22 protein-coding genes and 1 riboswitch are annotated in these 26,005 nt (G+C 63.8%); of the genes, 7 read left to right on the top strand and 15 right to left on the bottom strand.

Features of this window, described 5'->3' with window-relative positions; genetic code table 11:
* Nucleotides 1-29 precede the first annotated feature (29 nt).
* Nucleotides 30-1,487, top strand: a complete 1,458-nt coding sequence (locus ACQKPS_RS11695; protein WP_283724852.1) for an AhpA/YtjB family protein — start codon at nucleotides 30-32, stop codon at nucleotides 1,485-1,487.
* A 71-nt stretch (nucleotides 1,488-1,558) separates the two neighbouring features.
* On the opposite strand, the gene ACQKPS_RS11690 is transcribed toward ACQKPS_RS11695, so the two are convergent.
* From ACQKPS_RS11690 to ACQKPS_RS11650, 9 genes are all read right to left on the bottom strand, one after another.
* Entirely contained in the window at nucleotides 1,559-2,269 is a 711-nt protein-coding gene (locus ACQKPS_RS11690) for a PqiC family protein (RefSeq protein WP_254482875.1), read from the bottom strand.
* A gap of 175 nt (nucleotides 2,270-2,444) precedes the next feature.
* Nucleotides 2,445-4,703: a DNA topoisomerase IV subunit A gene (parC, locus tag ACQKPS_RS11685; protein WP_427604133.1), complete on the bottom strand. Its 2,259-nt coding sequence runs from the start codon at nucleotides 4,701-4,703 to the stop codon at nucleotides 2,445-2,447.
* A gap of 10 nt (nucleotides 4,704-4,713) precedes the next feature.
* A complete protein-coding gene (locus ACQKPS_RS11680) occupies nucleotides 4,714-5,232 on the bottom strand; it encodes a retropepsin-like aspartic protease family protein (protein ID WP_427604131.1) in 519 nt (172 codons plus the stop codon).
* Entirely contained in the window at nucleotides 5,229-6,215 is a 987-nt protein-coding gene (locus tag ACQKPS_RS11675) for an esterase-like activity of phytase family protein (protein ID WP_427604129.1), read from the bottom strand. The genes ACQKPS_RS11680 and ACQKPS_RS11675 overlap by 4 nt, the downstream gene beginning before the upstream one ends.
* Nucleotides 6,212-8,116, bottom strand: a complete 1,905-nt coding sequence (parE, locus tag ACQKPS_RS11670; RefSeq protein ID WP_427604127.1) for a DNA topoisomerase IV subunit B — start codon at nucleotides 8,114-8,116, stop codon at nucleotides 6,212-6,214. Before parE ends, ACQKPS_RS11675 begins: the two co-directional genes overlap by 4 nt.
* A 35-nt stretch (nucleotides 8,117-8,151) precedes the next feature.
* Nucleotides 8,152-8,760, bottom strand: a complete 609-nt coding sequence (locus tag ACQKPS_RS11665) for a YqiA/YcfP family alpha/beta fold hydrolase (RefSeq protein ID WP_427604125.1) — start codon at nucleotides 8,758-8,760, stop codon at nucleotides 8,152-8,154.
* A gap of 143 nt (nucleotides 8,761-8,903) precedes the next feature.
* A complete protein-coding gene (gene cpdA, locus ACQKPS_RS11660) occupies nucleotides 8,904-9,707 on the bottom strand; it encodes a 3',5'-cyclic-AMP phosphodiesterase (protein ID WP_427604123.1) in 804 nt (267 codons plus the stop codon).
* An 85-nt stretch (nucleotides 9,708-9,792) separates the two neighbouring features.
* Nucleotides 9,793-10,245 (bottom strand): DUF1249 domain-containing protein, encoded by a 453-nt coding sequence (locus ACQKPS_RS11655; protein WP_054887887.1) that lies wholly within the window; start codon nucleotides 10,243-10,245, stop codon nucleotides 9,793-9,795.
* Complete coding sequence (locus tag ACQKPS_RS11650; protein WP_283724858.1) at nucleotides 10,236-10,856, bottom strand: NUDIX domain-containing protein; 621 nt, start codon at nucleotides 10,854-10,856, stop codon at nucleotides 10,236-10,238. Before ACQKPS_RS11650 ends, ACQKPS_RS11655 begins: the two co-directional genes overlap by 10 nt.
* Nucleotides 10,857-11,040: 184 nt before the next feature.
* On the opposite strand from ACQKPS_RS11650, the gene ACQKPS_RS11645 reads away from it, so the two are divergent.
* The gene (locus ACQKPS_RS11645) at nucleotides 11,041-11,787 is read left to right on the top strand and encodes an RsiV family protein (protein ID WP_427604120.1); all 747 of its coding nucleotides are present in this window, start codon (nucleotides 11,041-11,043) and stop codon (nucleotides 11,785-11,787) included.
* Here ACQKPS_RS11645 and cytX read toward each other — a convergent pair.
* Together cytX and thiC are read right to left on the bottom strand one after the other, a co-directional pair.
* On the bottom strand, nucleotides 11,756-13,039 hold the full coding sequence (gene cytX / locus ACQKPS_RS11640) for a putative hydroxymethylpyrimidine transporter CytX (RefSeq protein ID WP_427604118.1): 1,284 nt from the start codon (nucleotides 13,037-13,039) through the stop codon (nucleotides 11,756-11,758). The two genes, ACQKPS_RS11645 and cytX, sit on opposite strands and share 32 nt — an antisense overlap.
* Nucleotides 13,040-13,183: 144 nt before the next feature.
* Nucleotides 13,184-15,064, bottom strand: a complete 1,881-nt coding sequence (gene thiC, locus ACQKPS_RS11635; RefSeq protein WP_427604116.1) for a phosphomethylpyrimidine synthase ThiC — start codon at nucleotides 15,062-15,064, stop codon at nucleotides 13,184-13,186.
* Nucleotides 15,065-15,217: 153 nt separating this feature from the next.
* A riboswitch (TPP riboswitch) is annotated at nucleotides 15,218-15,324 on the bottom strand.
* 161 nt (nucleotides 15,325-15,485) lie between these two features.
* On the opposite strand from thiC, the gene ACQKPS_RS11630 reads away from it, so the two are divergent.
* Nucleotides 15,486-16,919 (top strand): TolC family outer membrane protein, encoded by a 1,434-nt coding sequence (locus tag ACQKPS_RS11630; RefSeq protein ID WP_427604115.1) that lies wholly within the window; start codon nucleotides 15,486-15,488, stop codon nucleotides 16,917-16,919.
* Nucleotides 16,920-16,971: 52 nt separating this feature from the next.
* Here ACQKPS_RS11630 and waaA read toward each other — a convergent pair whose 3' ends face one another.
* Nucleotides 16,972-18,243, bottom strand: coding sequence for a lipid IV(A) 3-deoxy-D-manno-octulosonic acid transferase (waaA, locus tag ACQKPS_RS11625; protein WP_427604113.1), 1,272 nt, complete (start codon nucleotides 18,241-18,243; stop codon nucleotides 16,972-16,974).
* Between the two features lie 11 nt (nucleotides 18,244-18,254).
* On the bottom strand, nucleotides 18,255-19,145 hold the full coding sequence (locus ACQKPS_RS11620; protein WP_254482853.1) for a LysR family transcriptional regulator: 891 nt from the start codon (nucleotides 19,143-19,145) through the stop codon (nucleotides 18,255-18,257).
* Between the two features lie 87 nt (nucleotides 19,146-19,232).
* Here ACQKPS_RS11620 and ACQKPS_RS11615 point away from each other — a divergent pair, with 87 nt between their 5' ends.
* The 4 genes from ACQKPS_RS11615 to ACQKPS_RS11600 are packed head-to-tail and all read left to right on the top strand — an operon-like array spanning nucleotide 19,233 to nucleotide 22,617.
* Nucleotides 19,233-19,565 (top strand): DMT family transporter, encoded by a 333-nt coding sequence (locus ACQKPS_RS11615; RefSeq protein WP_054887895.1) that lies wholly within the window; start codon nucleotides 19,233-19,235, stop codon nucleotides 19,563-19,565.
* 46 nt (nucleotides 19,566-19,611) lie between these two features.
* Complete coding sequence (locus ACQKPS_RS11610) at nucleotides 19,612-20,787, top strand: NAD(P)/FAD-dependent oxidoreductase (protein WP_427604111.1); 1,176 nt, start codon at nucleotides 19,612-19,614, stop codon at nucleotides 20,785-20,787.
* Nucleotides 20,784-21,596, top strand: coding sequence for an aldo/keto reductase (locus ACQKPS_RS11605; RefSeq protein ID WP_254482849.1), 813 nt, complete (start codon nucleotides 20,784-20,786; stop codon nucleotides 21,594-21,596). Before ACQKPS_RS11610 ends, ACQKPS_RS11605 begins: the two co-directional genes overlap by 4 nt.
* Nucleotides 21,597-21,648: 52 nt before the next feature.
* Complete coding sequence (locus ACQKPS_RS11600; protein ID WP_283724865.1) at nucleotides 21,649-22,617, top strand: metal ABC transporter ATPase; 969 nt, start codon at nucleotides 21,649-21,651, stop codon at nucleotides 22,615-22,617.
* 26 nt (nucleotides 22,618-22,643) lie between these two features.
* Here the strand turns inward: ACQKPS_RS11600 and hldE are convergent, their stop codons facing one another.
* Both hldE and msbA read right to left on the bottom strand, forming a co-directional pair.
* Entirely contained in the window at nucleotides 22,644-24,065 is a 1,422-nt protein-coding gene (gene hldE / locus ACQKPS_RS11595; protein WP_283724866.1) for a bifunctional D-glycero-beta-D-manno-heptose-7-phosphate kinase/D-glycero-beta-D-manno-heptose 1-phosphate adenylyltransferase HldE, read from the bottom strand.
* A gap of 129 nt (nucleotides 24,066-24,194) precedes the next feature.
* Entirely contained in the window at nucleotides 24,195-26,003 is a 1,809-nt protein-coding gene (msbA, locus tag ACQKPS_RS11590) for a lipid A export permease/ATP-binding protein MsbA (RefSeq protein ID WP_427604263.1), read from the bottom strand.
* Nucleotides 26,004-26,005 lie beyond the last annotated feature (2 nt).

Raw genomic sequence — 26,005 nt, 5'->3', positions numbered from 1 at the left:
CACTTTTATGCCATTAAGAGCCGCGCTCTGTGAACCGGCCCACGCCCGTCAAAACCGACAATTTCTTCATAATGATCTTCCGAGCCCTGCGCCAACGTCGCGTGCCACTGGCATTGCGTATCGCCACCACCAACATTTTCCTGGTGGCGCTGGCGCTGGTGATCTATGCCTGCGTGATGGGCCTGCAGTTCAAGCAGGCCATGCACGAGCAGGCCGACGCCCTCGGCCAGAGCCTGACCACCCAGACCGCCACCTCGGCAACCGAGCTGCTGGTGTCCAATGACATCCTCAGCCTCAATGTGTTGCTAGGCAACCTGGTGAAGAACCCGCTGGTGGCCCATGCGGCCATCTACAGCGTGGATAACCGTATCCTCGCCGAGGCTGGCCAGCGCCCGCGCAACAGTCTGCTGGGTGAAGCCGAAGGCCTGTACCAGACCAAGATCACCTTCCAGGACGTGACCGCCGGTCAGCTGCGCATCAGCCTGGACATGAGCCAGTTCCAGCAGCCGATGCTGATCAGCCTGCAGAGCATGGGCATCCTCGCCGCCATCCTGCTGGCCTTGGCACTGAGCCTGAGCCTGCGCCAAGGCCGCCACATCACCCTGCCGCTGCTGCAACTGCGGGTGTGGCTGCGTGACCCGCACCCTTACACACCGGCCATCGATCGCCAGGACGAGATCGGCGACATCGCTCGCCAGCTTCATGCACGCCTGGCTCCACCACCGCCGCCAGAGCCGGAACCGGAGGAGGAAGAAGACGAGTTCGACGACCTGCACGACGAGGCGCCGGCCAAGCCCGCACAGCGTGCCAAGGCCGTGGTCCAGGCGGACGAGGATGACGACGAAGCCTTCGCCGGCCTGCTGGACGACGAGGAGCAACCTGCTGCCAAGCCTGTCCTGGCCGAATCCGACGAACCGCAAAACACTGCCGTACTGGCCGTTCAACTGGGCTCCCAGGAGCAACTGCGTCGCCTGCCTCGCACACGCCTGACCGAGCTGCTGGAACGCTATCGTGGCTGCCTGGAGCAGGCTGCCTCGCTGTATGAAGGCGACATCCACACACTCAACGACGGCAGCACCCTGGTCCTGTTCCACAGCCGCGATTGCGGTGAGGACTACCTGACCAACGCCATCTGTTGTGGCGAGTTGTTGCGCGCGCTGGGCCACGCCCTGCAGATCGAAGTGGCCGACAGCGGCATCACCCTGCAATTGCAGCTGGGCCTGGCCCTGGGCGATGACCTGCAAGGGCTGGAGCAGGTCGACCTGCTGATGGCCGAAAAGGCCCAGGACGCGCTGGCGCTGTCTCAGCACAGCCGCAATCTGCTGCTAGTCGAGCGGCAGATCAGTGATGACGAGCTGATCCGCAAGCGCGCCCGCATCCGGCCGATTGCCAGCCCTGAAGGGGCGTGCTGTGTGGAGCGCCTGTTGGAGCCTTACCCATCGATGCTGGAGCGCCAGTTGGCGCGGATGCACGAACGCCGGGCCTGACAGGCGCATACAAAATCTTCAGCCACAAAAAAGCCCGCAACATGCGGGCTTTTTTGTGGCTGGCGGTTCGATCAGAAGCGATAGACTTCCATATCGGTACGAATCGGCGAAGCCATCGGGATCTTGGACTTCTCCGGTTCTTTCTTGACCTGTACCGGCGCCGCCTGTTTCTTCGGTGCTTCTTCAACAACCGCAGGCTGATTGGCAAGCGGCTTGACCGCTGTGCTCAACTGCTCGGCAAGCTTCTGCAGCAGCTGCCCCTGGGCTTGAACCTGAGACGACTCGCTGCCCTCATGGTGCTGCTCGAGGTGAACGATGCGGTTGTCACGCACACGGCCACGACGATCGAGCAGGCGCCATTGCGCATCGAGAATCGCAGGCTGGTTCTTGCCCGAGTCCAGGCGAGTGATCGACAACAGCACCTGCACGTCCGGGGTGAAGCCGGCGCTGGCCGGGGCCAGCACTACGCGCTGGCTGTCGAGGCGCCACGCCAGCTGACGTACCAGCAACTGATCGATGTCCGCTGACAGGCTACCCGCCCAGCGACCATCGGTCGCCGAACTCAGGCTGCCATCGGCCTGACGTTGCAAGAAGGTTTCACGCTGCAGGTAATCGGCTATCGACACCGGGCCGAGTACCACGGCCATGCCCGCACTCTGTGAAGGCTGGCCAGGATCACCGCTGTCGAGTTGGTACAGGGCAACCGGCTGATGCATGCTGCATCCGCCCAGTCCCAACAAACCCGTCATCAACAGCGCAAATGGAAGGCGCAGGAATTTCATTCAACCCATCCAGGCGGTCGCCACCAGGCAAACCGCAGTGATACTGATAGAGATTCAATCGGGCACACGGCCACGCCGGCACCGCAGGGGCACTATCATCCGCGAAATATTGGCGCGACTCCAGCATTTCTGCCTGGAACGGCGCTGAAATTGCCGTTCCAGACATTTCGTCGGATTATGCCGGCGCTTCCACCTGCATTCCGTCGACCCGCTGGAACCCTCGCGGCAACTTGCTGCCGCGGCGGCCACGTTCGCCCTTGTAGTGCTCCAGGTCATCCGGCTTAAGAGACAGGGTACGCTTGCCGGCCCGCAAAACAAGGGTCGAACCCTCGCCAATCACCGCCAGGTCGGTGACAAATTCTTCACGACTGGCGACCCGATCACCGGGCACACCGATGATCTTGTTGCCCTTGCCTTTGCCCAGTTGTGGCAGGTCGGAAACCTTGAACACCAACAGGCGACCTTCGGTGGTCACCGCTGCCAGCCAGTCCTGGTCACGGTCGGCCACCGGGCGCGGGGTCATGACCTTGGCGCCGTTGGGCAAGCTGAGCAAGCCTTTGCCAGCCTTGTTCTTGGCCTGCAGGTCTTCGCCCTTGACCACGAAGCCGTAACCGGCATCCGAGGCCACTACATACAGCGCCTCATCGTCAGGCAGCAGCACGCATTCGAACGTCGCCCCGGGCGGTGGCGCCAGACGGCCGGTCAGCGGTTCGCCCTGGCCTCGCGCCGAGGGCAAGGTATGCGCGGCCACCGAATAACTGCGCCCGGTGGAGTCGATCAGCACGGCAAACTGGTTGGAACGGCCCGCAGCAGCAGCCTTGAAGCCGTCGCCGGCCTTGTAGGACAAGCCGGTTGCGTCGATGTCGTGGCCCTTGGCGCAGCGCACCCAGCCCTTTTCCGACAACACCACGGTGACCGGCTCGGTCGGCATCAGTTCGTTTTCCGACAGGGCCTTGGCTTCGGCGCGCTCGACGATGGGCGAGCGGCGGTCGTCGCCATAGGTTTCGGCATCCTTGATCAGTTCGCTGCGCACCAGCTTGCGCAGCTTGGCGTCGCTGCCCAGCAGGGCCAGCAGCTTGGCCTGCTCCTTGAGTAGTTCGTCCTGCTCGCCACGAATCTTCATCTCTTCCAGGCGCGCCAGCTGACGCAGGCGGGTCTCGAGGATGTAGTCGGCCTGGATCTCGGTCAGCTGGAAGCGCTCGATCAGGGCCTGCCTGGGGTGCTCTTCGGTACGGATGATATGGATCACTTCATCCAGGTTGAGGAACGCGGTGAGCAAGCCTTCCAACAGGTGCAGGCGCTTCTCGACCTTGTCCAGGCGGTGCTGCAAACGGCGGCGAACGGTGTTGGTGCGGAATTCCAGCCACTCCAGCAGCAGCGCCCGCAGGTTCTTCAGTTGCGGGCGACCGTCGAGGCCGATGATATTGACGTTGACCCGGTAGCTGCTTTCCAGGTCGGTGGTGGCAAAGAGGTGCTGCATCAGTTCGTCGGCGTCGACGCGGTTGGAGCGCGGGATGATGACGATGCGGCACGGGTTCTCGTGGTCCGACTCGTCACGCAGGTCAGCGACCATCGGCAGCTTCTTGGCCTGCATCTGCGCGGCAATCTGCTCGAGCACCTTGGCCCCGGAGACCTGGTGCGGCAGCGCGGTGACAACGATGTCGCCATCCTCGACACGGTACACGGCGCGCATGCGGATCGAGCCACGACCGCTCTCGTAGATCTTCTGGATTTCCGCACGCGGGGTAATGATCTCGGCTTCGGTCGGGTAGTCCGGCCCCTGGATGTGTTCGCACAGCTGCTCGATGGTGGCCTTGGGCTCGTCGAGCAGGCGCACACAGGCGCTGGCCACTTCCCGCAGGTTGTGTGGCGGCACGTCGGTCGCCATACCCACGGCGATACCGGTGGTACCGTTGAGCAGGATGTTCGGCAGGCGCGCCGGCAGTACCGCAGGTTCCTCCAGCGTGCCGTCGAAGTTCGGCACCCAGTCGACGGTGCCTTGGCCCACTTCGCTGAGCAGCACTTCCGAATAGCGCGACAGGCGTGCCTCGGTGTAACGCATGGCGGCGAACGACTTCGGGTCGTCCGGTGCACCCCAGTTGCCTTGACCATCGACCAGGGTGTAGCGGTAGCTGAACGGCTGTGCCATCAGCACCATGGCTTCGTAGCAGGCCGAATCGCCGTGGGGGTGGAACTTGCCGAGCACGTCGCCGACGGTACGGGCAGACTTCTTGTGCTTGGCGTCGGCATTGAGCCCCAACTCGCTCATGGCATAGACGATGCGTCGTTGCACCGGCTTCAGGCCGTCGCCGATGTGCGGCAAGGCCCGGTCCATGATCACGTACATGGAATAGTTGAGGTAGGCCTGTTCGGTGAAGTCAGCCAGCGAGCGGCGTTCGACGCCGTCCAGGCTGAGTTCCAGTGAGTCGCTCATGCGGGCCTCGTCATTTCAGGTTCTGGCGCAGCAGCATGGTGCCGCCGCGCTGGGTAAATTCAAGTTGTTTCAGGGCGCTCATGCCCAGTAGCACGGTCTGCCCGTCCAGGCCAGGCACCACCAGGGCGCGCACGTTCTGCAGGCGGATATCGCCCAACTGCAGGGTCGTCAGCCGGGTGCGGTAGCCTTCGGTGCGGCCGTTGGCGGTGCTCAGCACCACCGGGCTGCCGCGCTGCAGGGCCAGGTCGTTGGCCAGTGATTCCGGGATCGCCACGTCGGTGGCACCGGTGTCGAGCATGAGATGCACAACCTCGCCGTTGATCGCCCCGTCCAGCACAAAGTGGCCCTGGCCATTGCTCAGCAGCCGCACTTCGATGAAACCGTCGCCATGGGACGACTGTATCTGGGTGTTCGGGTTGCGCTCATGGTCCTCCCACTGCCCGAAGAATCGCGTGGCAAGGAACAGCCCCGCCGCCCAGGCAACGACCATCAGGACCTTGCCAGCGCGCTTGCCCGGTGCCGGGGTCATGGGTTGGCGCTCCAGCCGCCCTGCGGCGCTTCGAAGCGCCAGACGATCGGCCGGCTTTCGCCATCGGCCCGGTCACCGTTGTTGTTGTCCAGGCCGACCCAGGCGCCCTTGGCATCGATCACCAGCGCTTCAGCCAGGCCATACGGCTGATCGTAGCGGCGCTCCGGCACCAGCGCCTCGGCGGCGAATGACCAGCACTGCTCCACCTTGCCGCTCGCAGCGTCGCGCCGGCACACACGGTAAGCGTTGCGTTCGAGGGTAAACAACTTGCCCTCGAACCAGGCCAGGTCGGCGAAATCGCGTGAAAGCGCCCGGGGGTTGGGCATTTGTGGCGGCTGCATCTCGACCCCGGCTTCGCTCAGCAACACACAGCTGCGCCCGCACGTCCATACCGACTGCTGGCGCTCGATGGCCACCAGGCCGCGCCGCTCGCGCTCGGCCGCCAGCCACAGGCGGTCACCTTGCGGGTTGATCGCCAGGCCTTCGAACAGGGCATTGAAGTTGAGCAGCATGCCGCTGGCCCGAGCCTGGCGGACCATCGCCGGGTCGATCTTCAGCCACTCCGGCTCACCGTCGGCAGGCAACTGCAGCACGGCCGCGTGGGCCTCGCTGACCAGGAAGAGGTTGCCCGCCTGGTCACAGGTGATGCCCTCGTAATCCAGCTCGCCACCGCGCACAAAGGACGCCGCCCAGTTACGCGATTTCAGCCCCCACGGCAGGCCGCTCTCGGGTACCGAAGGTGGTGTGAAGGTCAGCGGCTGCGCGCGCCAGACGGCGCTCTGCTGGTCGAAGCGGTAAATACGGTCGTCATCCCGATCGGAAACACCCCACAGCCCGCCCCGGCACTCGGCCAGGCCGGACAGGTTGCCGCCGCGCATACCCTCGATCGGGTGCTCGGAGGCCAGCTTCAGTTCCGGCCAATTGCCCGCCAGGCCCGGCAGGGCAACCAGGGTCAGGCAGGCCGCGACCAGCAGACGAATCAAACCAGAACCTCAGCCAGGTTACCTTTGGTTTCCAGCCAGTTCTTGCGGTCACCGGCGCGTTTCTTGGCCAGCAGCATGTCCATGATCTCGGTAGTGCCCTGCACGTCGTCCAGGGTCAGCTGGACCAGGCGCCGGGTGTTCGGGTCCATGGTGGTTTCCCGCAGCTGCGGCGGGTTCATTTCACCCAGCCCCTTGAATCGGGTGACCTGCGGCTTGCCGCGCTTCTTCTCGGCCACCAGGCGGTCGAGAATGCCGTCACGCTCGGCTTCGTCGAGGGCATAGTAGATTTCCTTGCCCAGGTCGATGCGGTACAGCGGCGGCATGGCGACGTAGACGTGGCCGGCCTCGACCAGCGGACGGAAATGCTGGACGAACAGTGCGCAGAGCAAGGTAGCGATGTGCAGGCCGTCGGAGTCGGCGTCGGCGAGGATGCAGATCTTGCCGTAGCGCAGCTGCGACAGGTCGGTCGCGCCCGGATCGACACCGATGGCCACGGCGATGTTGTGTACTTCCTGGCTGGCCAGGACTTCACCGCCATCCACTTCCCAGGTGTTGAGGATCTTGCCACGCAGCGGCAGGATGGCCTGGTATTCCTTGTCACGCGCCTGCTTGGCCGAACCACCGGCGGAGTCACCCTCGACCAGGAACAGTTCGGCACGCATCGGGTCCTGCCCGGCGCAATCGGCCAGCTTGCCTGGCAATGCCGGGCCCTGGGTGATGCGCTTGCGCTCGACCTTCTTGCTGGCCTTGAGGCGACGACCGGCGTTGCTGATGGCCAGTTCCGCCAGCTGCATGCCCAGCTCCGGGTGGGCGTTGAGCCACAGGCTGAAGGCGTCCTTGACCACGCCCGAAACGAACGCTGCTGCCTCTCGGGACGAGAGGCGCTCCTTGGTCTGGCCGGAAAACTGGGGTTCCTGCATCTTCATCGAGAGGACAAAGGTGATGCGTTCCCAGACGTCTTCCGGCGCCAGCTTGACGCCACGCGGCAACAGGTTGCGGAACTCGCAGAACTCGCGCATGGCATCGAGCAGGCCCTGGCGCAGGCCGTTGACGTGGGTTCCCCCCTGGGCGGTGGGGATCAGGTTGACGTAGCTTTCCTGAACGCTGTCTCCGCCTTCGGGCAGCCACAACAACGCCCAGTCGACGGCCTCCTTGTTACCCGCCAGGCTGCCGCAGAACGGCTCGTAGGGCAGGCGCTGGAACTCGCTGACCGAGTCGACCAGGTAGGAACGCAGGCCATCTTCATAGTGCCACTCGACCTTCTCGCCGCTGGCCTTGTCCTCGAAGCTGACCAGCAGGCCCGGGCACAGTACGGCCTTGGCCTTGAGCACGTGTTTGAGGCGGCTGATGGAGAACTTCGGCGAATCGAAGTACTTCGGGTCCGGGCTGAAATACACGCTGGTGCCGGTGTTGCGCTTGCCGACCGTGCCAACCACCTCCAGCTCGCTGGCCTTGAAGCCATCGGCGAAGGTCATCTGGTACTCGTTGCCGTCGCGCTTGACGCGCACGCGCACCTGGGTCGACAAGGCGTTGACCACCGAAATACCCACGCCATGCAGGCCGCCGGAGAACTGGTAGTTCTTGTTGGAGAACTTGCCGCCGGCGTGCAGCTTGGTGAGGATCAGCTCGACGCCCGATACCCCCTCTTCAGGGTGGATGTCCACCGGCATGCCACGGCCATCGTCGCTGACCTCCAGCGAATGATCGGCATGGAGGATGACCTGCACCGAGCGGGCATGGCCGGCCAGGGCTTCGTCGACACTGTTGTCGATGACTTCCTGGGCCAGGTGGTTGGGCCGGCTGGTGTCGGTGTACATGCCCGGGCGTTTACGCACCGGGTCGAGGCCGGAGAGGACTTCGATGGCGTCTGCGTTATAGGCGCTAGCGCTGGGATTGGCCATGGATTCTCGTCGTCAGTCTGGTGAATGCAAAAAGATCAAAATACAGAAAAATCGAGCGCCGCATACTGCTGCCGGGCAATGCCGGCGAACGCCAACAGGCCTGGCAACTGCGCGGCAAAGCCCTGGAAGCTGTGATCGCCACCGGCCTGGATGCGCAGGGCGCACGCCCGGTAATAATGCTCGGCGTGGCGGTAGTCCAGGGTTTCATCGGCGGTCTGCAGCCACACCTGGTAGCGGCCAGGGTCGGTCGGCGCCGGCACTTCCAGTTCGGCCAGCGCCTGCACATGATCCAGCGTCAGCTCCCAGGCCTCGCCAGTGTAGTGGTTGCGCTGGGTCCCCAGATAACCGTCGAAACGCTTGTGCGGGGTGACCGCCGGGTTGACCAGCAGGGCCTTCAGCCCATGGCGTTCGGCCAGATGGGTGGCATAGTAGCCGCCGAGCGAACTGCCGACCAGCAGCGGCGCATCGAGCTCGGCGATGGCGGCTTCGAGCTGGGCAATCGCCTGGCGTGGGTGGTGATGCAACTCCGGGATGCGCAGCTGCTGCGCCAGGCCCAGTTGCTGCATGACTGCCGCGAGCTGGCGTGCCTTGGTGGACAGCGCCGAGCTGTTGAAGCCATGGATATAGAGGATGGAACCCGACATGCTGACCCCGGAATCTGTGGCTTCGCACCCGATCGAGTGGGCGCAGGGACGCGCAGTGTATCGCGTTCGCCGAGCTTTGGCGCCGCGGCAGGGATTTGGCAACACATTCTTCGAAGCGCTGGGCCGCGGCGTGGCTCGAGTCTTCAATATCCCGCGCTATTGAAGTCGAGGTTCACTGCAAAATCAGCGGCCCGCTCTACCCCGGTCTCCACCCGCCCATCGGCATGCAGGCGCAACCAGCGATATCCAGGCTGTTCTTCGCTGACCTTGAAGTCCTCGCTGCCCGCCGCGAACTGGATGCAGGTCGACGGCGTGGCCAGCAGGCGCACGCCATCGCGCTGTTCATCCCACTCCTGGTGAATGTGCCCCCACAGCAACACTTTCACCTGTGGATACCCCTTCAGGCGCCGCAGCAGCTGATCGGCATTGCGCAGGCCGATCGGGGCGATCCAGGCGCAGCCGATATCCACCGGCTGATGGTGGCAGCACACCAGGCAATGGCGCTCGCCGGCCGAGGCCAAGGCTTCATCGAGGATCGACAACTGGTCCTGCCCAAGCAGCCCATGGGTAGCGCCCGGTACCGCCGTGTCAAGCATGACCACGCGCCAGCCTGCTATATCCGTCACCGACTGCACCAGCTCTGGTGCAACCTGTGCCATGACCTTGGCTTCATCATGGTTGCCCGGCAACCAGCGGGTCGGCACGGCAATGCCGCCGGTCAGTGCGCGGAAAGCTTCATACGACGCGACACTGCCATCCTGAGACAGGTCACCCGTGCACAACAGCAGGTCGACACGCGGCTGCTCGCGGCGTACCTGGGCCACCACATGGCGCAGGCTGTCGCGGGTATTAAGGCCCAGCAAGGTACCCGCCGGGTTGGCGAACAGATGGGCGTCGGTTAGTTGCACCACATGCACGGGCGCAGGGCTAGGGTCTAGGTGCGGCAAGGGCCGTCTCCTCGAACGGATTCTGCACGAATTATGGCGCTGGAACGGTTACGAGCAAACACTCGAAACCGACCCAGGTCACATTTCAGCGCACACTTGCCAGTTCGTGGCCACAGGCCAGGCAATGGCTGAGCCATTCGCCAAGGAACAGATTGAGCTGCGCCTTCTCGTCCGGCTGGTGCATGGCCTCGTTAGGGTACGGATAAATGCTGCGCAGGCGGCGGGTGTGCTCGGCGCTGATCACTTCGGCCATACGTGCATCGTGATACACCTGCACTTCCAGGTGCGGCACCGGCAGCCAGGGCAGGCTGTGCTCCTGGCGCACACGCAAGGTAGTGGTATAGGGGCAGGCCAGCAGCACATCGAGCACCAGCACGCCGAGCATCTGGTCGCCCTGGGTCATGCCGATGCGCCGCGAGCTCTGGGTGGTGCGCATATCGGGCAGCAGGCGCATGAGCCGGGCATAGTTGGCCTCGCAGGCTGCCTGCAGCCCGGCCAGATCGACCCGATAACGCTCACGCAACAGGTTCACTTCCACATACCTCGAACTTCATCTTTGTTCAGCGCCAGCCACTGCAGGCTGATGATGGTCGCCGCGTTGCAGATTTGACCATCGCGTACAGCCTGCATTGCATCGTCGAACGACCAGACGCGCACGCGGATGTCCTCGGCCTCTTCTTCCAGGCCATGCAGGCCGCCCGCGCCTTCACTGCTGCAGCGGCCAAGATACAGGTGCACGTACTCATCACTGCCGCCGGGCGAAGGGAAATAGCGGGTAATCGGCCACAGGGCGCTGATGGACAGCCCAGCCTCCTCTTCGGCTTCGCGGTGGGCCACTTCTTCCGGCTCCTCGGATGCCTTGTCGATCAGCCCGGCGACCATCTCGATCAGCCAAGGGTTATCGACTTTGCCCAGGGCACCGACACGGAACTGCTCGATCAGCACCACCTCATCGCGCAACGGGTCATAAGGCAGCACACAGACCGCATCGTGACGCACGAACAGCTCACGGCTGATCTCTCGGCTCATGCCGCCTGCGAACAGTTCATGGCGCAGGTGCACCTTGTCGAGCTTGTAGAAGCCCTTGAAGCAGTTGGCCCGCTCGACGATCTCGACCGCCCTGGGCACCGAATTCAACGTGTCTGACATGGAAATCCTCATCACCTCATTACCGCATCGCGCCATCCTACTCTGCACGGTTGCCCGTTTCACCCCTTTCCGGCAACCGTTCGCGCACTCGGGACAGTCCGTCTTCACTCTGTTAGCTTAGTGGCGAACTGAAGGCCGCGCAGACGGTCAAAGGCCGACTTTTCCCTGTTCTGCAAGGATCACCATGACACTTGTCAAACTGACTTCCGTGGCCGTGATGGCACTCGCTCTGGGTGCCTGCCAGAGCCTGTTCGCACCCAATTACCGGACCCCGCTCGAGGTCAAGCGTGATGCCTGGGAGCACATCAAGCCAGGCTGCAGCGCAAGCGACTGCCCGCTGGTGAACATCGACACCGTCCACTTTCCGGCCCAGCCCAAGCTCGATGCCATCGTCGAAAAACGCCTGCTGCAGCTGACCGAAGACAATCAGCATGGCACCGCGCCAAGCACCCTGCAGGCTTACGAGCAGCAGTACCTGGCCAGTGCCGACAAACGCAACAGCAGCTACCTGCAAGCCAAGGTACGCGAGCAGCATGACGGGCTGGTGATCATCGAGCTGTCCAGCTACCTCGACAGCGGCGGTGCCCACGGCATGCCGGGGCGCGGCTTCATCAACTATTCACGCAAGCTGGACAAGGTGCTGACCCTGCAGGACATGCTGGTGCCAGGCCAGGAGGAAGCCTTCTGGAAGACCGTGGAGGAATCGCACCGGGCCTGGTTGATCAGCGTGGGCATGGACAAGGACGCCGAGTTCGTCAAGACCTGGCCCTTCAAGCGGTCGCCGCACATCGCCCTGACGTACGGCGCGCTGGTGGTGAAGTACGAGGTCTACGCCATTGCGCCCTACTCCATGGGCCACGTGGAATTGAAGATCCCTTACCCGCGCCTGAACGGCGTGCTCAAGCCTGAGCTGTTTCCCGGCCGCGGCTGAAGCTCAGCAGGCCATGCAGCCCGCCTGCCAGCAGCAGTGCTGGCAGGGTAGCCCCCAGCTCCGGCGCCTTGGCGGCGATCAGGTGATAGGCCGCCACACCCACCACCCAGGCCAGCAGCGCCTGCCAATGCAAGCCATTGACCTGCGCCGGCAGGCGACGGCGGCGAATCACGTAGTGATCCATCAGCACCACGCCGAACAGCGGTGCGAACACCGAACCGATCAGCAGCAGGAAGTTCTCGTACTGGGCCAGTGGCGCCAGCATTGCGATCAAGGTGCATAGCACACCAATGGCCAAGGCCAGGTGCTCGACCTTCAGGGGCAACAGCACGCCCGTAGAAACGGCAGCCGAGTGAATATCGGCGAAGGCCTTTTCCGACTCGTCCAGCAGGATCAGCAGCAGCGGGATGCCCATCCCGGCGCCCGCTAGGGCCAGTAGCAGCGCATTGACCTCGCCGCTGGCGGCAAAGGCCAAGGTGTAGGCTACGCCCAGGCTCATCAGCCAGGTGTTGCCGATGAAGTAGCCGACAACGGTGCCGCCGAACACAGATTTGCCGTTACGGGCGAAACGCGAGTAGTCGGCGATCAGCGGCAACCACGACAACGGCATGGCGATGGCGATGTCGAAGCCCACCGCCAGCGACATCGAACCATCACCGGCACGGTTCCACAGCGCCGCCAGGTCAGCCTTGGCGAACAGGTTCCAGGTCAGCCACAGGCACGCGCCCAGCAGCAGCCAGATACCCCAGGCACGCAGCACCTTGCGCACGAACGCCAATGGGCCGCTGACCGCCAGCAGGGTGGCCAGGCCGCCGAAGCACAGCGTCCACAGCATCGGGCTGTTCCAGGCGCTGGCCTCGCCGAACGCTCGCGCGCCCAGCAGGCTGGCGGCGTCGCGCATGACGATGAGCTCGAATGCGCCCCAGCCCACCAGTTGCAGGAGGTTTAGCAGTGCTGGCAGGCGCGCGCCATGGCTACCCAGGCTCAGCTTCAGGGTGCCCATGGCCGACAGCCCTGTGTCACTGCCGATGACCCCGGCAGCACCGAGCAGCAGCACACCGACACCGGTGCCAAGGGCAATGGCCAGGACCGCGCCGGCCAGGCCAAGGCCAGGGGCAAGCATGGCGCCGACCTGCAGGACCATCAGGCCGATGCCGAGGGAGAACCACAGCGAGAACAGGTCGCGGGCGCCGAAGATGCGCTGGTGGGTGGGGACCGGGTGGTCGGGGGAGAATTGGCTGGGTGATGTCATTGTTATGTTCGCAGGAAGAATGTTGAGTTGCATGCAGCACCCTGTGGGAGCGGGCTCGCCCGCGAACACCGGCAAAGCCGGTGCCATGCACCGCGGTGCTTGCTTCGCGGGCACGCCCGCTCCCACAGGGTAAGGTGCCGCGTCTTAGACCTTGTGGTACAGCTGGCTGCCTTCCTGGCGGAACCGTTCGGCCTGCTCACGCATGCCTTGCTCGACCGTTAGATCCACGGCCTCGATCTTGGCCGCGTATTCACGTACTTCCTGGGTGATCTTCATCGAGCAGAACTTCGGCCCGCACATCGAGCAGAAGTGTGCGACCTTGGCCGATTCCTTCGGCAGGGTTTCGTCGTGGAAGGCTCGCGCGGTATCCGGGTCCAGGCCCAGGTTGAACTGGTCTTCCCAGCGGAATTCGAAACGCGCCTTGGACAAGGCGTTGTCACGAATCTGCGCGCCTGGATGGCCCTTGGCAAGGTCGGCCGCATGGGCGGCGATCTTGTAGGTGATGATGCCGGTCTTGACGTCATCCTTGTTCGGCAGCCCCAGGTGCTCCTTGGGCGTGACATAGCAGAGCATGGCGCAACCGAACCAGCCGATCATTGCCGCACCAATACCGGAAGTGATGTGGTCGTAACCTGGGGCGATGTCGGTGGTCAGCGGGCCGAGGGTGTAGAACGGCGCCTCGTCGCAGCACTCCAGCTGCTTGTCCATGTTCTCCTTGATCAATTGCATCGGCACGTGGCCAGGGCCTTCGATCATGCACTGCACATCGTGCTTCCAGGCGATCTTGGTCAGCTCGCCGAGGGTTTCCAGCTCACCGAACTGGGCGGCGTCGTTGGCGTCGGCGATCGAGCCAGGGCGCAGGCCGTCGCCTAGCGAGAAGCTGACGTCGTAAGCCTTCATGATTTCGCAAATCTCATCGAAGTGCGTGTACAGGAAGTTCTCTTTGTGATGCGCCAGGCACCACTTGGCCATGATCGAGCCGCCACGGCTGACGATCCCGGTGACCCGCTTGGCAGTCAGCGGCACATAGCGCAGCAGCACACCGGCGTGGATGGTGAAGTAGTCCACGCCCTGCTCGGCCTGTTCGATCAGGGTGTCGCGGAACAGCTCCCAGGTCAGGTCCTCGGCGACGCCGTTGACCTTTTCCAGGGCCTGGTAGATCGGCACGGTACCGATCGGCACCGGCGAGTTGCGGATGATCCACTCGCGGGTTTCGTGGATATGCTTGCCAGTGGACAGGTCCATGACAGTGTCCGAGCCCCAACGGATACCCCAGGTCAGCTTGGCCACCTCTTCCTCGATCGAGGAACCCAAGGCACTGTTGCCGATGTTGCCGTTGATCTTCACCAGGAAGTTGCGGCCAATGATCATTGGCTCCAGTTCCGGATGGTTGATGTTGGCCGGGATGATCGCGCGGCCACGGGCGATTTCCTGGCGAACGAACTCCGGGGTGATTTCTTTCGGAATGTTGGCACCGAAGCTGTGGCCGGCATGCTGCTCGTTGAGCAGGCCGGCAGCGCGGGCTTCTTGCAGCTTCATGTTCTCGCGGATGGCCACGTATTCCATCTCGGCGGTGATGATGCCCTGGCGGGCGTAATGCATCTGCGAGACGTTGGCGCCAGCCTTGGCCCGGCGCGGGTTGCGCACATGGGCGAAGCGCAGCTTGGCCAGTTCCGCATCGTTCAGGCGCTGCTGGCCGAAGTTGGAGCTCAGCCCGCCCAGGCGCTCGGTGTCACCGCGTGCCTCGATCCAGGCCGAACGCACATCGGCCAGGCCCTTGCGTACGTCGATGATGACGTTGGGGTCGGTGTACGGGCCAGAGGTGTCGTAGACCAGAACTGACGCATTGCTTTCGCCACCGAAGTCGGTGGGCGTGTCGTCCAGGCTGATTTCGCGCATGGGTACGCGGATGTCCGGGCGCGAGCCTTCGACATAGACCTTGCGCGAACGCGGGAACAGCTGCACGGACTGCTGATCGACTTGTGCCGATTCGCTGAGGTTGATCGTTTTTTCTTGTTTGGTCATCACAGGCTCTCCAGACGGCTTCCTAGCAGGGGAATGTCGGGGTGAACCTGAAAGACGTGGACGCACCCGTTGACGGGTGCAGTGCCGGATGGGGGTGCCTGAAGCTGCATGCAGCTGCGACATTCCCGGACCTGGCACAAGAGGCTCCCCGGGAAGGCGAGCAATCTTGTTCCCTACGCAGGCGCTAACCTGATCAGGTTCAACGGGATCCGCACCTCTGCGATCTCAGCCTTTGCTTCAAGGCACCCCGACAAGAACATGCGCAGTCTAGACTGGAGTGGTCGGCAAAGCCAAGCGGGTAAAACGCAGGGGAGATGAAAGGCGCAACCTATGATTGTTGGCGGATGCGCATGGCACTACACTGGCCCGTCGCTCGATACTCAACAGTTCAGTAATTAAATTTCGTACAAGGATTGCCTCTATGCTGCGCAAACTTTCACTGGCGATAGCCGTGTCTTGTGCGTCCAACGGAATGGTCTGGGCAGCGGACATGCCCACGACGGTAAGGACCGATCTGGTCAGTGTTTACCAGGAAGCGGTTGATAACAACGCCGATCTTGCTGCTGCCCGTGCCGATTATGGCGCCCAGAAAGAAGTGGTGCCGCAGGCGCGTGCCGGCCTGCTGCCAAACCTCTCGGCCGGCGCCGAGATGATGAATGCCCGCACCAAGATCGACCAGCCGTCCGCCACCACCAACCGCAGTGGCAACACCTGGAGCGCGACCCTGGCGCAACCGATCTTCCGCGCGGACCGCTGGTTCCAGCTGCAGGCTGCCGAAGCGGTCAACGAGCAGGCGGCGCTGCAACTGTCGGCTACCGAGCAGAACCTGATCCTGCAGACTGCGCAGGATTACTTCTCCGTGCTGCGCGCCCAGGACAACCTGGCAGCGACCAAAGCTGAAGAAGCCGCCTTCAAGCGCCAGCTGGACCAGTCCAACGAACGGTTCGACGTCGGCCTGTCGGACAAGACCGACGTGCTGCAATCCCAGGCCAGCTACGACACCGCCCGGGCCAACAGGATCATCGCCGAACGCCAGGTGCAGGATGCCTTCGAGGCCCTGGTCACCCTGACCAACCGCGAATACACCGCAATCCAGGGTGTGGTCCACACGCTACCGGTGAAGGTGCCGACGCCCAACGACGCAAAGGCCTGGGTGGAAACCGCCGGCCGCCAGAACCTCAACCTGCTGGCCACCAACCACGCGGTTGCCGCCGCCGAAGAAACCCTGCGCCAGCGCAAGGCCGGCCATGCGCCGACCCTCGATGCGGTGGCCAAGTACGAAAAAGGCGACAACGACAGCCTGGGCTTCACCAACCCGTCGCCGTTCGGCCAGCGCTACAGCGGGGATGTCGAGCAGACCAGCATCGGCCTGCAGCTGAACATTCCGATCTACAGCGGCGGCTTGACCAGTTCGCAGGTACGCGAGGCCTACCAGCGCCTCAGCCAAAGCGAACAGCAACGGGAAAGCCTGCGCCGCCAGGTGGTGGAGAACACCCGTAACCTGCACCGCGCGGTGAACACCGATGTGGAGCAGGTGCAGGCGCGCAAGCAGTCGATCATCTCCAACCAGAGCGCCCTGGAAGCCACCGAAATCGGCTACCAGGTCGGCACCCGTAACATCGTCGACGTGCTCGACGCCCAGCGCCAGCTGTACACCTCGGTACGCGACTACAACAACAGCCGCTATGACTACATCCTCGACAACCTGAGCCTGAAACAGGCGGCTGGGACCTTGAGCCCGCAGGACCTGCAGGACCTCAAGCAGTACCTGAAACCGGACTACAACCCGGACAAGGACTTCCTGCCACCGGATTTGGCGGCCGCTGCTGCGAAGAACTTCGAGCGCAAACCTTGAGACCGGTGTTGGCTGCTTCGCGGGTTTACCCGCGAAGAAGCCAGCACAGAAATCAGCTGAGCAGCTTGCCCAGCCCATCCAGCAAGCGCTGCAAGGCGCCCTGGTTGGCCCGCATCACCGCCCTGCCCGCCTCACCCATGCGTTGCGCATCCTGCGGCAATTCGATCAACCGCCGCACCGCCCCGGCCAGCCCTTCGACATCATCGACCTGCTGCAACGCCCCTGCCTCGCGCAACATCGCGCTGATTTCAAGGAAGTTGAAAACATGCGGCCCCATGAGCACCGGCAGGGCCAGTGCTGCAGGCTCCAGCGGATTATGGCCGCCCGTTGCCACCAGGCTGCCACCGACGAAGGCGATGTCGGCCAGGGCATAGAGGAACAACAACTCGCCCATGGTGTCGCCAAGCAACACCTGCGTGCGGCCATCCACCAGTGTGCCGGCAGAGCGGCGCACCGTGGCAAACTGCCCGGCGCACAAGGCATGCACGGCCTCGAACCGCTCAGGATGACGCGGCACCAGAATCAGCAGCGCATCACCATGCACCTGCAACAACTCCCGGTGCGCCTGCAGGATCAAGGCATCCTCACCCTCATGGGTGCTGGCAGCGATCCATACCGGACGCTGGTCGGCGCCCCACTGCTCGCGCAGTGCCGTGGCACGGGGCTGCAAGTGCTCATCGATCTTCAGGTCGAACTTGATCGAGCCGGTTACCTGCACGCACTCAGGGCGGGCTCCCAGCTCGCGGAAGCGTTGGGCCTCGGTTTCGGTCTGCACGGCGATCAGGCTCATCTCACTCAGCATCGGCCGGGTCAGCCTGGCAAAGCGTCCATAGCCACGGGCCGAGCGCTCGGACAGCCGGGCATTGGCCAAGGCCACCGGAATGCCGCGCCTGGCGCACTGATGGATGTGGTTGGGCCACAGTTCGGTTTCCATGATGATGCCCAGCCGCGGGCGCACATGGTCAAGAAAGCGCCCGGCCGCCCATGGCAGGTCATAAGGCAGGTAACAATGCTGGACGCGTGGCTCATCGGCGAACATCGCGCGAATGCGCTCGGAGCCGGTCGGGGTCATGCAGGTGAGCGTGATCGGCAGGCCCGGGTAGGCCTTGAGCAGCGCACGCACCATCGGTGCCGCGGCAATGCTTTCGCCGACCGACACCGCATGCACCCAGATCCCTCCCGGACGCATGGCCGGCAGGTTATAGGCAAAGCGCTCGCCGATGCGCTGGCCGTAGGCCGGTGCCTTGCGAGCACGCAGGTACAGGCGCAGCGCAACCAGCGGCAGGCCCAGATGAAACAGCAAGGTATAGAGTGTTCTGTTCATGGCCGCGGAGTTTACCCGATCGCACGCAGGTGCACTGCAAAGCGCTCGGCCAGCCATTGCGCAGCCGGGCCCAGCGGTTCATCGCGGCGCCAGGCCAGTTCGGCCACCAGTGCAGGCGGGCGCCATTCGCTGTCGAGCTCGACCATGTGCGCCTGGTAGGTCGGGTATTGCACCACATGCCGCGGCAGCCAGGCCCAGCCCAGGCCACGCATCAGCAGCTCGGCCATGGCGTAGAAGCTGTCGGCGCGCCAGACCTGCGGGCTGATCGCTTCGCCGCCGGGGTAGCCGCTTTGCTGCGGAGTGATCAGCAGTTGCCGGTGACGGGCCAGTTGCTGGCGGGTGACCTGGCCTTCGCGGGCAAGTGGATGACCTGCCGCGCACACGGTGACCATTTCCACGCTGCCCAACGCGCGACGCTCCAGTGAGGGCGGGATGCTCTCGTGGTGGAAGAACAGCCCAAGGTCCGCACGGCGCTCAGCCAGCTTGCGCGCCACGTCACCCTGGGCGCCACTGGCCAGCTGCACTTCCAGATAAGGGTAACGGCTGGCCAGCTCGTCAAGGCTGTCAATCACCGGCTGATAGGGCATTGCCTCGTCCTGGGCAACCCGCAACAGGGCTTCCTGCCCCCGCATCAGGGCCAGGGCACGACCATCCAGGCGTTCGCACTGGCGTAAAAGTTCGCGGGCATCCTCAAGCAAGGCGGTGCCATTTTCGGTCAGTTTCGGCTGGCGCCCGCTGCTGCGCTCGAACAACGTGACACCCAGGTCGGTCTCCAACAGGGCGATGGCATTGCTGATGGCCGACTGGGCCTTGCGCTGTTCGCGGGCCACCGCGGAAAACGAACGCAATTCGGCGACACGCAGAAAGGTCCGTAATTGCTCCAGATTCCATTGCTCAGCCATCAACCTATCTCTCAAATGGATGGGTAATGACTTTACCGCATCCGGGTAGCCTCTAGAATGCCCAGCCAGTAACCGGAGGATCCTGCCATGAACGCTTATACCTATCTCGCCATCGCCATTTGCGCCGAAGTCATCGCCACCGCCTCCATGAAGGCCGTGAAGGGTCTGAGCACGCCGTTGCCGTTGCTGTTGATGGTGGTTGGCTACGGGATCGCGTTCTGGATGCTGACCTTGGTGGTGCGCAGCATCCCAGTGGGCATCGCCTACGCGATCTGGTCGGGCCTTGGCATCGTGCTGATCAGCGTGGCGGCACTGGTGGTCTATGGGCAGAAGCTGGATGTACCGGCCATGTTGGGCATGGCGATGATCGTGGGTGGGGTGGTTGTGATTCAGCTGTTTTCCAAAACTGCCGGGCACTGAGGCAGCCTGTATACTTGCCAGCTGTCCCAGTCTTCGAGGTACCGCCATGCCAACCGCCATTAACACTGACGTACTGATCGTCGGCGCCGGGGTCGCAGGCCTCTGGCTCAATGCCCGCCTGCGTCGCCTGGGTTACTCGACAGTGTTGGTGGAGCGCGCCAGCCTCGGTGGTGAGCAGACCATCAAGTCCCAGGGCATCATCCATGGTGGCACCAAATACGCCCTGCATGGCGCCCTGACCGGTGCCTCGGAAGCTATTGCCGACATGCCGCGACGCTGGCGCGAAGCGATCAACGGCAGCGGCGAACTGGACCTGACCGGCACCCGCCTGCTTTCCGACGCGCATTATCTCTGGTCGCCCGGCACCCTGGCCGGCAACCTGACCAGCTTCTTTGCCAGCAAGGCGGTGCGCGGCCGGGTCGATCAGGTAAAGGGCGAGCAATTGCCGCCGGCCCTGCAGGATCGTGGCTTCAAGGGCAAGGTCTACCGCCTGGCAGAGCTGGTGATCGACGTGCCGAGCCTGCTTGCGAACCTGGCCGAGCTGGCCGGCGACAGCCTGCTCGCGGGCGAACGGATCGAACCGCTGCGCGAGGGGGAACAGCTGGCTGGCCTGCGCATCGACGGCCGCGAAATCCGCGCCCAGCGCATCGTCCTCAGCGCCGGCGCTGGCACCGAACAGCTGCTGCATGCCCTGGGCCTGGAGCAACCCGCCATGCAGACCCGGCCGTTGCACATGGTCCTGGCCAAAGGGCCGAACCTCAAGCCGCTTTATGCACACTGCCTGGGCGGTGGGCCGAAGCCGCGTGTAACCGTCACCACCCACCCGGCCGCCGACGGCCAGTGGGTCTGGTACCTGGGCGGCGATCTTGCCGAAGCCGACGGCGTAGCCCGCGAGCCTGCCGCGCAGATTGCCGCCGCGCAGAAGGAAATCGCCAGCCTGCTGCCATGGGTCGATCAAAGCCAGGTGCGCTGGGCGACCCTGCGCGTCGATCGCGCCGAGCCTGCGCAATCCGGCCTGGTGCGCCCCGACAACGCCTTCCTCGCCGAACAGCAGCGCCTGCTGGTGGGCTGGCCGACCAAACTGGCACTGGCACCGGACTTCAGTGACCGCGTACTGGCCAGCCTCGAACGCGATGGCGTGCGCCCGACAGCGCAGGCCGACCTTTCCGGCCTGCCGCGCCCGGCGCTGGGTGTACCGGCCTGGGAGCAACTGCTGCCATGACCTTGCCTACCTTGCATGGCTTGCACCGCCCATTGGGCAGCACCGGTTTCAAGGTTTCGCCACTGGGCCTGGGCACGGTCAAGCTGGGCCGCGACCAGGGCGTCAAATACCCCAATGGCTTCACCATCCCCGGCGATGACGAAGCCAGGCTGTTGCTGGCCCAGGCTCGCGAGTTGGGTATCAACCTGATCGACACCGCCCCAGCCTATGGCCGCAGTGAAGAGCGCCTGGGGCCGCTGCTGCGCGGCCAGCGCGATGAATGGGTAATTGTCAGCAAGGTGGGTGAGGAATTCGAAGACGGCCAGTCCAGCTTCGACTTCAGCGCCGCCCACACCCGCCGCTCGGTGGAGCGCAGCCTGCGCCGCCTGGAAACCGACCACATCGAACTTGTGCTGGTGCACTCCGATGGCAATGACCTGGCAATCCTCGAGCAGCAGGAGGTCTACCAGACCCTGGCCGCGCTCAAGCAGGAAGGCAAGATTCTCGGCTATGGCCTTTCCGGCAAGACGGTCGCCGGTGGCTTGAAGGCGCTGGAGCAAGGCGATTGCGCCATGGTCACCTACAACCTCAACGAGCAGGCAGAACGCCCGGTGCTGGACTACGCTGCCGAACACGGCAAAGCCATTCTGGTGAAGAAGGCACTGGCCAGCGGGCACATCTGCCTTGCCCCGGGTGTCGATCCGGTGCAAGCCAGCTTCGAGCTACTGTTCGCCCACCCGGGCGTGAGCAGTGCTATCGTCGGCACCATCAATCCGTTGCACCTGGCCCACAATGTGGCCACTGTCGCCCGCATCCTGGGCCAGCATTGAGTTGCCCCAGGCCCAAGGGCCTGGAGACTGACCCGACGCAAGGAGGAGCCTCGTGGCGCGAACGCTGATCCGCAAGAACCCGAGCAACTTCAAGACACTGCCGCTGCATGTCGAGGCTACGCCCGAAGGGCTGATCTACCAGAGCATCGGCATGCCACTGAACTTTGCCCAGACCCAGCAGCGGCGCAAGGCCATCCAGCTGCCCGACGCACAGCGCTTCGTGGTCGAACTGGCCAACCTGGGCGTGTCGGTGCGACTGACCCTGCATTGGCAGAACCGCGATTACTGGGTGCTGGTGCGCCAGCGCCGGCAAGACCGTGGCGATGTAGTGCTGAAGCTGATTTCCGGCTATGTGCCGGCGCAGGAGCTGAACCTGCCGTTGCACACGGCCGTGCAGGAAGTGGCCGAGGAATGCCTGCTGGAAACCCCGGAAGGCTGGCTGGGCGGGCGCTTCAACGACACCTGGCTGCCGGTGCCCTACGCTGCCGCCCTGCACTACCGCGAAGCCCCGCACTTCGTGCTGGCCCCTGAGTCCGGTGCGGCCCGCCCGGTACATTGCGGCAAGCTGATGCTGCTGGAACGGCCACGGGCCTATGTACACTTGCCCACCGCCTCGCTGCAACTGATCTACGACATGCGCCTGCAGGTACCCCGGGAGGCCAAGAAGCTCAGCCTGTTCCACGTTGATGAGCGGCTTGAGGGCGACCAGCTGGTGGCGCGGCTCAACCGCAAACGGCCGGACCTGTACCTGATGCCGTTGAAAGACGGCCAACCGCTGGCTGAGCTGTATACCCTGAAGAAGGACGAGCTGGTGCCGGCGAGCACGCGCGGGCTGTACCTGGCCGAGAGCTTTGCCCGGCAGGAAGGCTGGGTGGTGACGGACGAGCGGGTGCGCTGGAAGGAGTGGCTGAAGCAGCAGGGGTTGGTGGAGAGCAAGCCGGTGCGGGCGTCGCACCTGCAGCGGTTTGGCGACAAGGCGCGAGCGCTGCTGGAGCGGGCGCGTACCTCCCTGAACAAATGATTGGGGCCGCTATGCGGCCCCAATTATTAGTTCTTGCGAATTTTCTCGACAATCGCCGTGGTCGAGCTGTTCTCGACCAGCCCCAGCACCTTCACGGTGCCGCCATAGCCCTTGACGATATCGGCACCCACCACCTGGTCGATACCATAATCGCCACCCTTGACCAGCACATCCGGCCTAACCTGGCTCAGCAGGTTTTCCGGCGTGCCTTCGGGGAAGCTGATCACCCAGTCCACCGCCCCCAGCCCGGCCAGCACGGCCATGCGCCGATCAACGCTGTTGATCGGACGGCCCGGGCCCTTCAGGCGGCTGACCGACGCATCGTCGTTGACGGCGACGATCAGGCGATCACCTTGCGCACGCGCCTGCTCGAGGTAGGTGACATGCCCGGCGTGCAGAATGTCGAAGCAGCCGTTGGTGAAGACGATCTTTTCTTTGTGCGCCCGCGCATCGTCGATAGCCAGCAGCAGTTGCTCCAGGCCCAGCACGCCTCGCTCGGAGCCTTCCTCGCGCTGGATCGCCCGGCGCAGTTCCGGGGCACTGATTGCGGCGGTACCCAGCTTGCCGACCACGATGCCTGCAGCCAGGTTGGCCAGGGCCACCGCGTGGGGCAGGTCTTCACCTGCGGCAATGGCAGCCGCCAGGGTCGAGATGACGGTATCGCCGGCACCGGTCACATCAAACACTTCGCGAGCGCGGGCTGGCAGGTGCAGCGCCGGCTGACCGGTGCGCAGCAGGGTCATGCCGTGCTCGCCACGGGTCACCAGCAGCGCACCAAGGTCCAGGTCCTGCAGCAATTGCAGGCCTTTGGCGACCAGTTCGGCCTCATCGGCGCAGCGGCCGACAATGGTCTCGAATTCGCTGAGGTTCGGGGTGATCAGGCTGGCGCCTCGGTAGATTGAAAAATCCTTGCCCTTGGGGTCGGCCAGCACGGGAATGCCTTTGGCACGTGCAGCCTGGATCAGGCTCTGGTGGTTCTTCAGCGCCCCCTTGCCGTAGTCGGACAGGACCAGGACCTTGACGCCTTCGAGCAACGTGTCGACTTCCGCCCCAAGCGACAGTGGGTCGGTGGCGAACGGCTCTTCGAAATCGATGCGCAGCAGTTGCTGGTGACGGCTCATGACCCGCAGCTTGACGATGGTCGGCTGGTGCGCGATGCGCTGGAACACCGAACGCACGCCAGCGGCCTGCAGGCTGTTGGCCAGGCTGTCGGCGGCCTCATCCTGGCCGGTGACACCGATCAGCGAGGCAGGCGCACCGAGGGCGGCGATGTTCAAGGCAACGTTGGCCGCGCCGCCAGGGCGATCCTCGATCTGATCGACCTTGACCACCGGCACTGGCGCTTCAGGCGAGATACGCGAAGTACCGCCATGCCAGTAGCGGTCGAGCATGACATCGCCGACCACCAGTACCGGGGCTTGATCGAAACGCGGCATGGACAACTTCATGGGCAACCCATATGGAAATAATGAACAGGGGCAGGATATTAGCACAGGGTAGTGGACGGCTTTACGGCCAGATGCACCCTGGAAAATTCCCGTGACAATCGGGGCCGATACGGCCCCGATCAAGGCGGGTCAGGTGATATCGGCCTTGGCCGGTTCATCCAGGCCCATGGCATGCAGGCGGGCATAATGGCCATTGGCCGCGAGCAATTCGGCGTGGGTACCGCGCTCGACCAGGCGGCCCTGGTCCATTACCAGGATCTGATCGGCCTTCTCGATGGTTGACAGGCGATGCGCGATCACCAGCGTGGTCCGGCCTTCCATGACATGGTCCAGGGCGGCCTGGATATGCCGCTCGGACTCGGTATCCAGCGCCGACGTGGCTTCGTCGAGGATCAGCAGCGGGGCATTCTTCAACAGTGCCCGGGCAATCGCCAGGCGCTGACGCTGGCCACCGGAGAGCAGCACGCCGTTTTCACCGACTTCGGTGTCGAAACCTTTTGGCAGGCGCTCGACGAATTCCTTGGCATAGGCATCTGCGGCAGCCGCTTCGATATCGGCACGCGGGGCGCCAGCCAGGTCGCCATAGGCGATGTTGTTGGCCACGGTGTCGTTGAACAGGGTGACGTGCTGGGTCACCTGGGACACATGGCGACGCAGGTTGCGCAGGCGATAGTTCTCGATCTCCACGCCATCGAGCAGGATCTGCCCTTGGTCATGGTGGTAGAAACGCGGTATCAGCGCCGCCAGGGTCGACTTGCCGCTACCCGAACGCCCGACCAGCGCGATCATCTGCCCAGGCTCGGCGATGAAGCTGATGTCGCTCAACACCTCGCGCTCGGTGCCAGGATAGGTGAAGCTCAGGTTACGCACTTCAAGCCGGCCCTCCACACGATCCTTCTCGACGGTGCCAGTGTCGATCTCCGGCTGTTCGTCCAGCTGCTCGAAGATGCTCTCTGCACCCGCCAGGCCCTTCTGGATGGTCGAGCTGACTTCCGACAGCTGGCGAATGGGCTTGGGCAGCAGGCCTGCCGCGGTGATGTAGGCCACCAGGTCACCGGCAGTGGACTCACCGCGCAGGAACAGCACAAGAAACATCAATGCTGCCATGGCGGTGTAGATCACCAGCTGCAGCAGCGGCGTGTACAGCGAGCCGGTCTTGGTCATGTGCAGCTGCTTGTCGGTGTTGCTCTGGCTGGCATTACCGAAGCGCTGCCGCTCGTAGGCTTCGCCGCCGAAGCTGCGCACCACGCGGTAACCCTGGATGGTTTCGGACGCGACATGCGTCACGTCGCCCATGGCAGACTGGATTTTCTTGCTCTGCTTGCGGAATTTCTTGCTGGCAACGCTGACCATCACCGCGATCACCGGCAGGATGGCGACCATCACCAGGGTCAGGTGCCAGTTCATCCACAGCAGATAGCCAAACAGGAATACCACCGTCAGGCCTTCACGGATAACCACCTTGATCGCATCGGTGGCAGCCCCGGTGACCATGGTCACGTTGAAGGTGATCCGCGAAATCAGGTGGCCCGAGTTGTGGTTGTCGAAGTATCGATTGGGCAGCACCAGCAGCTTGTTGAACAGTTCAACGCGCAGGTCGTGCACCAGGCACAGGGAAACCTTGGCCAGAAAATAGTTACCCAGGAACGAGCCCAGGCCTTGCCACGCCGCGATCAGGATGATCAGCAGCGGCACCGCCTGCAGCAACTGCAAGTCGCGCAGGTAAGGGACATTGGGGAACAGTACCGCTTCCGGGTTGCTCAGCCCGTCGACGAAATACTTGAGAATCCCGGCCAGCATGGGCTGGGTCGAAGCAAAGATCACAAAACCGACAATGCTCAGCAGGAAAATGCCGACATAGGGTTTCACGTAGCTCAGCAGCCGGAAGTAGATCTTCAGGCTGGAGCTGTGCTCCGCCGGTAGCGGTGTTTCGGCCATCA

The organism is Pseudomonas sp. NPDC086566, assembly GCF_050280885.1.
GTDB classification, from domain to species: Bacteria; Pseudomonadota; Gammaproteobacteria; order Pseudomonadales; family Pseudomonadaceae; genus Aquipseudomonas; species Aquipseudomonas vlassakiae.
Note: the sequence above shows the minus strand (reverse complement) of the source record. Positions and strands in the feature narration are given on the sequence as shown.

Bases quoted from the DNA above. Each gene is read 5' to 3' on its own strand.
- ACQKPS_RS11690 (WP_254482875.1), bottom strand. From the start codon at position 2,269: ATGAAATTCCTGCGCCTTCCATTTGCGCTGTTGATGACGGGTTTGTTG.
- parC (WP_427604133.1), bottom strand. From the start codon at position 4,703: ATGAGCGACTCACTGGAACTCAGCCTGGACGGCGTCGAACGCCGCTCG.
- ACQKPS_RS11680 (WP_427604131.1), bottom strand. From the start codon at position 5,232: ATGACCCCGGCACCGGGCAAGCGCGCTGGCAAGGTCCTGATGGTCGTT.
- parE (WP_427604127.1), bottom strand. From the start codon at position 8,116: ATGGCCAATCCCAGCGCTAGCGCCTATAACGCAGACGCCATCGAAGTC.
- ACQKPS_RS11665 (WP_427604125.1), bottom strand. From the start codon at position 8,760: ATGTCGGGTTCCATCCTCTATATCCATGGCTTCAACAGCTCGGCGCTG.
- ACQKPS_RS11650 (WP_283724858.1), bottom strand. From the start codon at position 10,856: ATGTCAGACACGTTGAATTCGGTGCCCAGGGCGGTCGAGATCGTCGAG.
- ACQKPS_RS11645 (WP_427604120.1), top strand. From the start codon at position 11,041: ATGACACTTGTCAAACTGACTTCCGTGGCCGTGATGGCACTCGCTCTG.
- cytX (WP_427604118.1), bottom strand. From the start codon at position 13,039: ATGACATCACCCAGCCAATTCTCCCCCGACCACCCGGTCCCCACCCAC.
- thiC (WP_427604116.1), bottom strand. From the start codon at position 15,064: ATGACCAAACAAGAAAAAACGATCAACCTCAGCGAATCGGCACAAGTC.
- ACQKPS_RS11630 (WP_427604115.1), top strand. From the start codon at position 15,486: ATGCTGCGCAAACTTTCACTGGCGATAGCCGTGTCTTGTGCGTCCAAC.
- waaA (WP_427604113.1), bottom strand. From the start codon at position 18,243: ATGAACAGAACACTCTATACCTTGCTGTTTCATCTGGGCCTGCCGCTG.
- ACQKPS_RS11620 (WP_254482853.1), bottom strand. From the start codon at position 19,145: ATGGCTGAGCAATGGAATCTGGAGCAATTACGGACCTTTCTGCGTGTC.
- ACQKPS_RS11615 (WP_054887895.1), top strand. From the start codon at position 19,233: ATGAACGCTTATACCTATCTCGCCATCGCCATTTGCGCCGAAGTCATC.
- ACQKPS_RS11610 (WP_427604111.1), top strand. From the start codon at position 19,612: ATGCCAACCGCCATTAACACTGACGTACTGATCGTCGGCGCCGGGGTC.
- ACQKPS_RS11605 (WP_254482849.1), top strand. From the start codon at position 20,784: ATGACCTTGCCTACCTTGCATGGCTTGCACCGCCCATTGGGCAGCACC.
- hldE (WP_283724866.1), bottom strand. From the start codon at position 24,065: ATGAAGTTGTCCATGCCGCGTTTCGATCAAGCCCCGGTACTGGTGGTC.
- msbA (WP_427604263.1), bottom strand. From the start codon at position 26,003: ATGGCCGAAACACCGCTACCGGCGGAGCACAGCTCCAGCCTGAAGATC.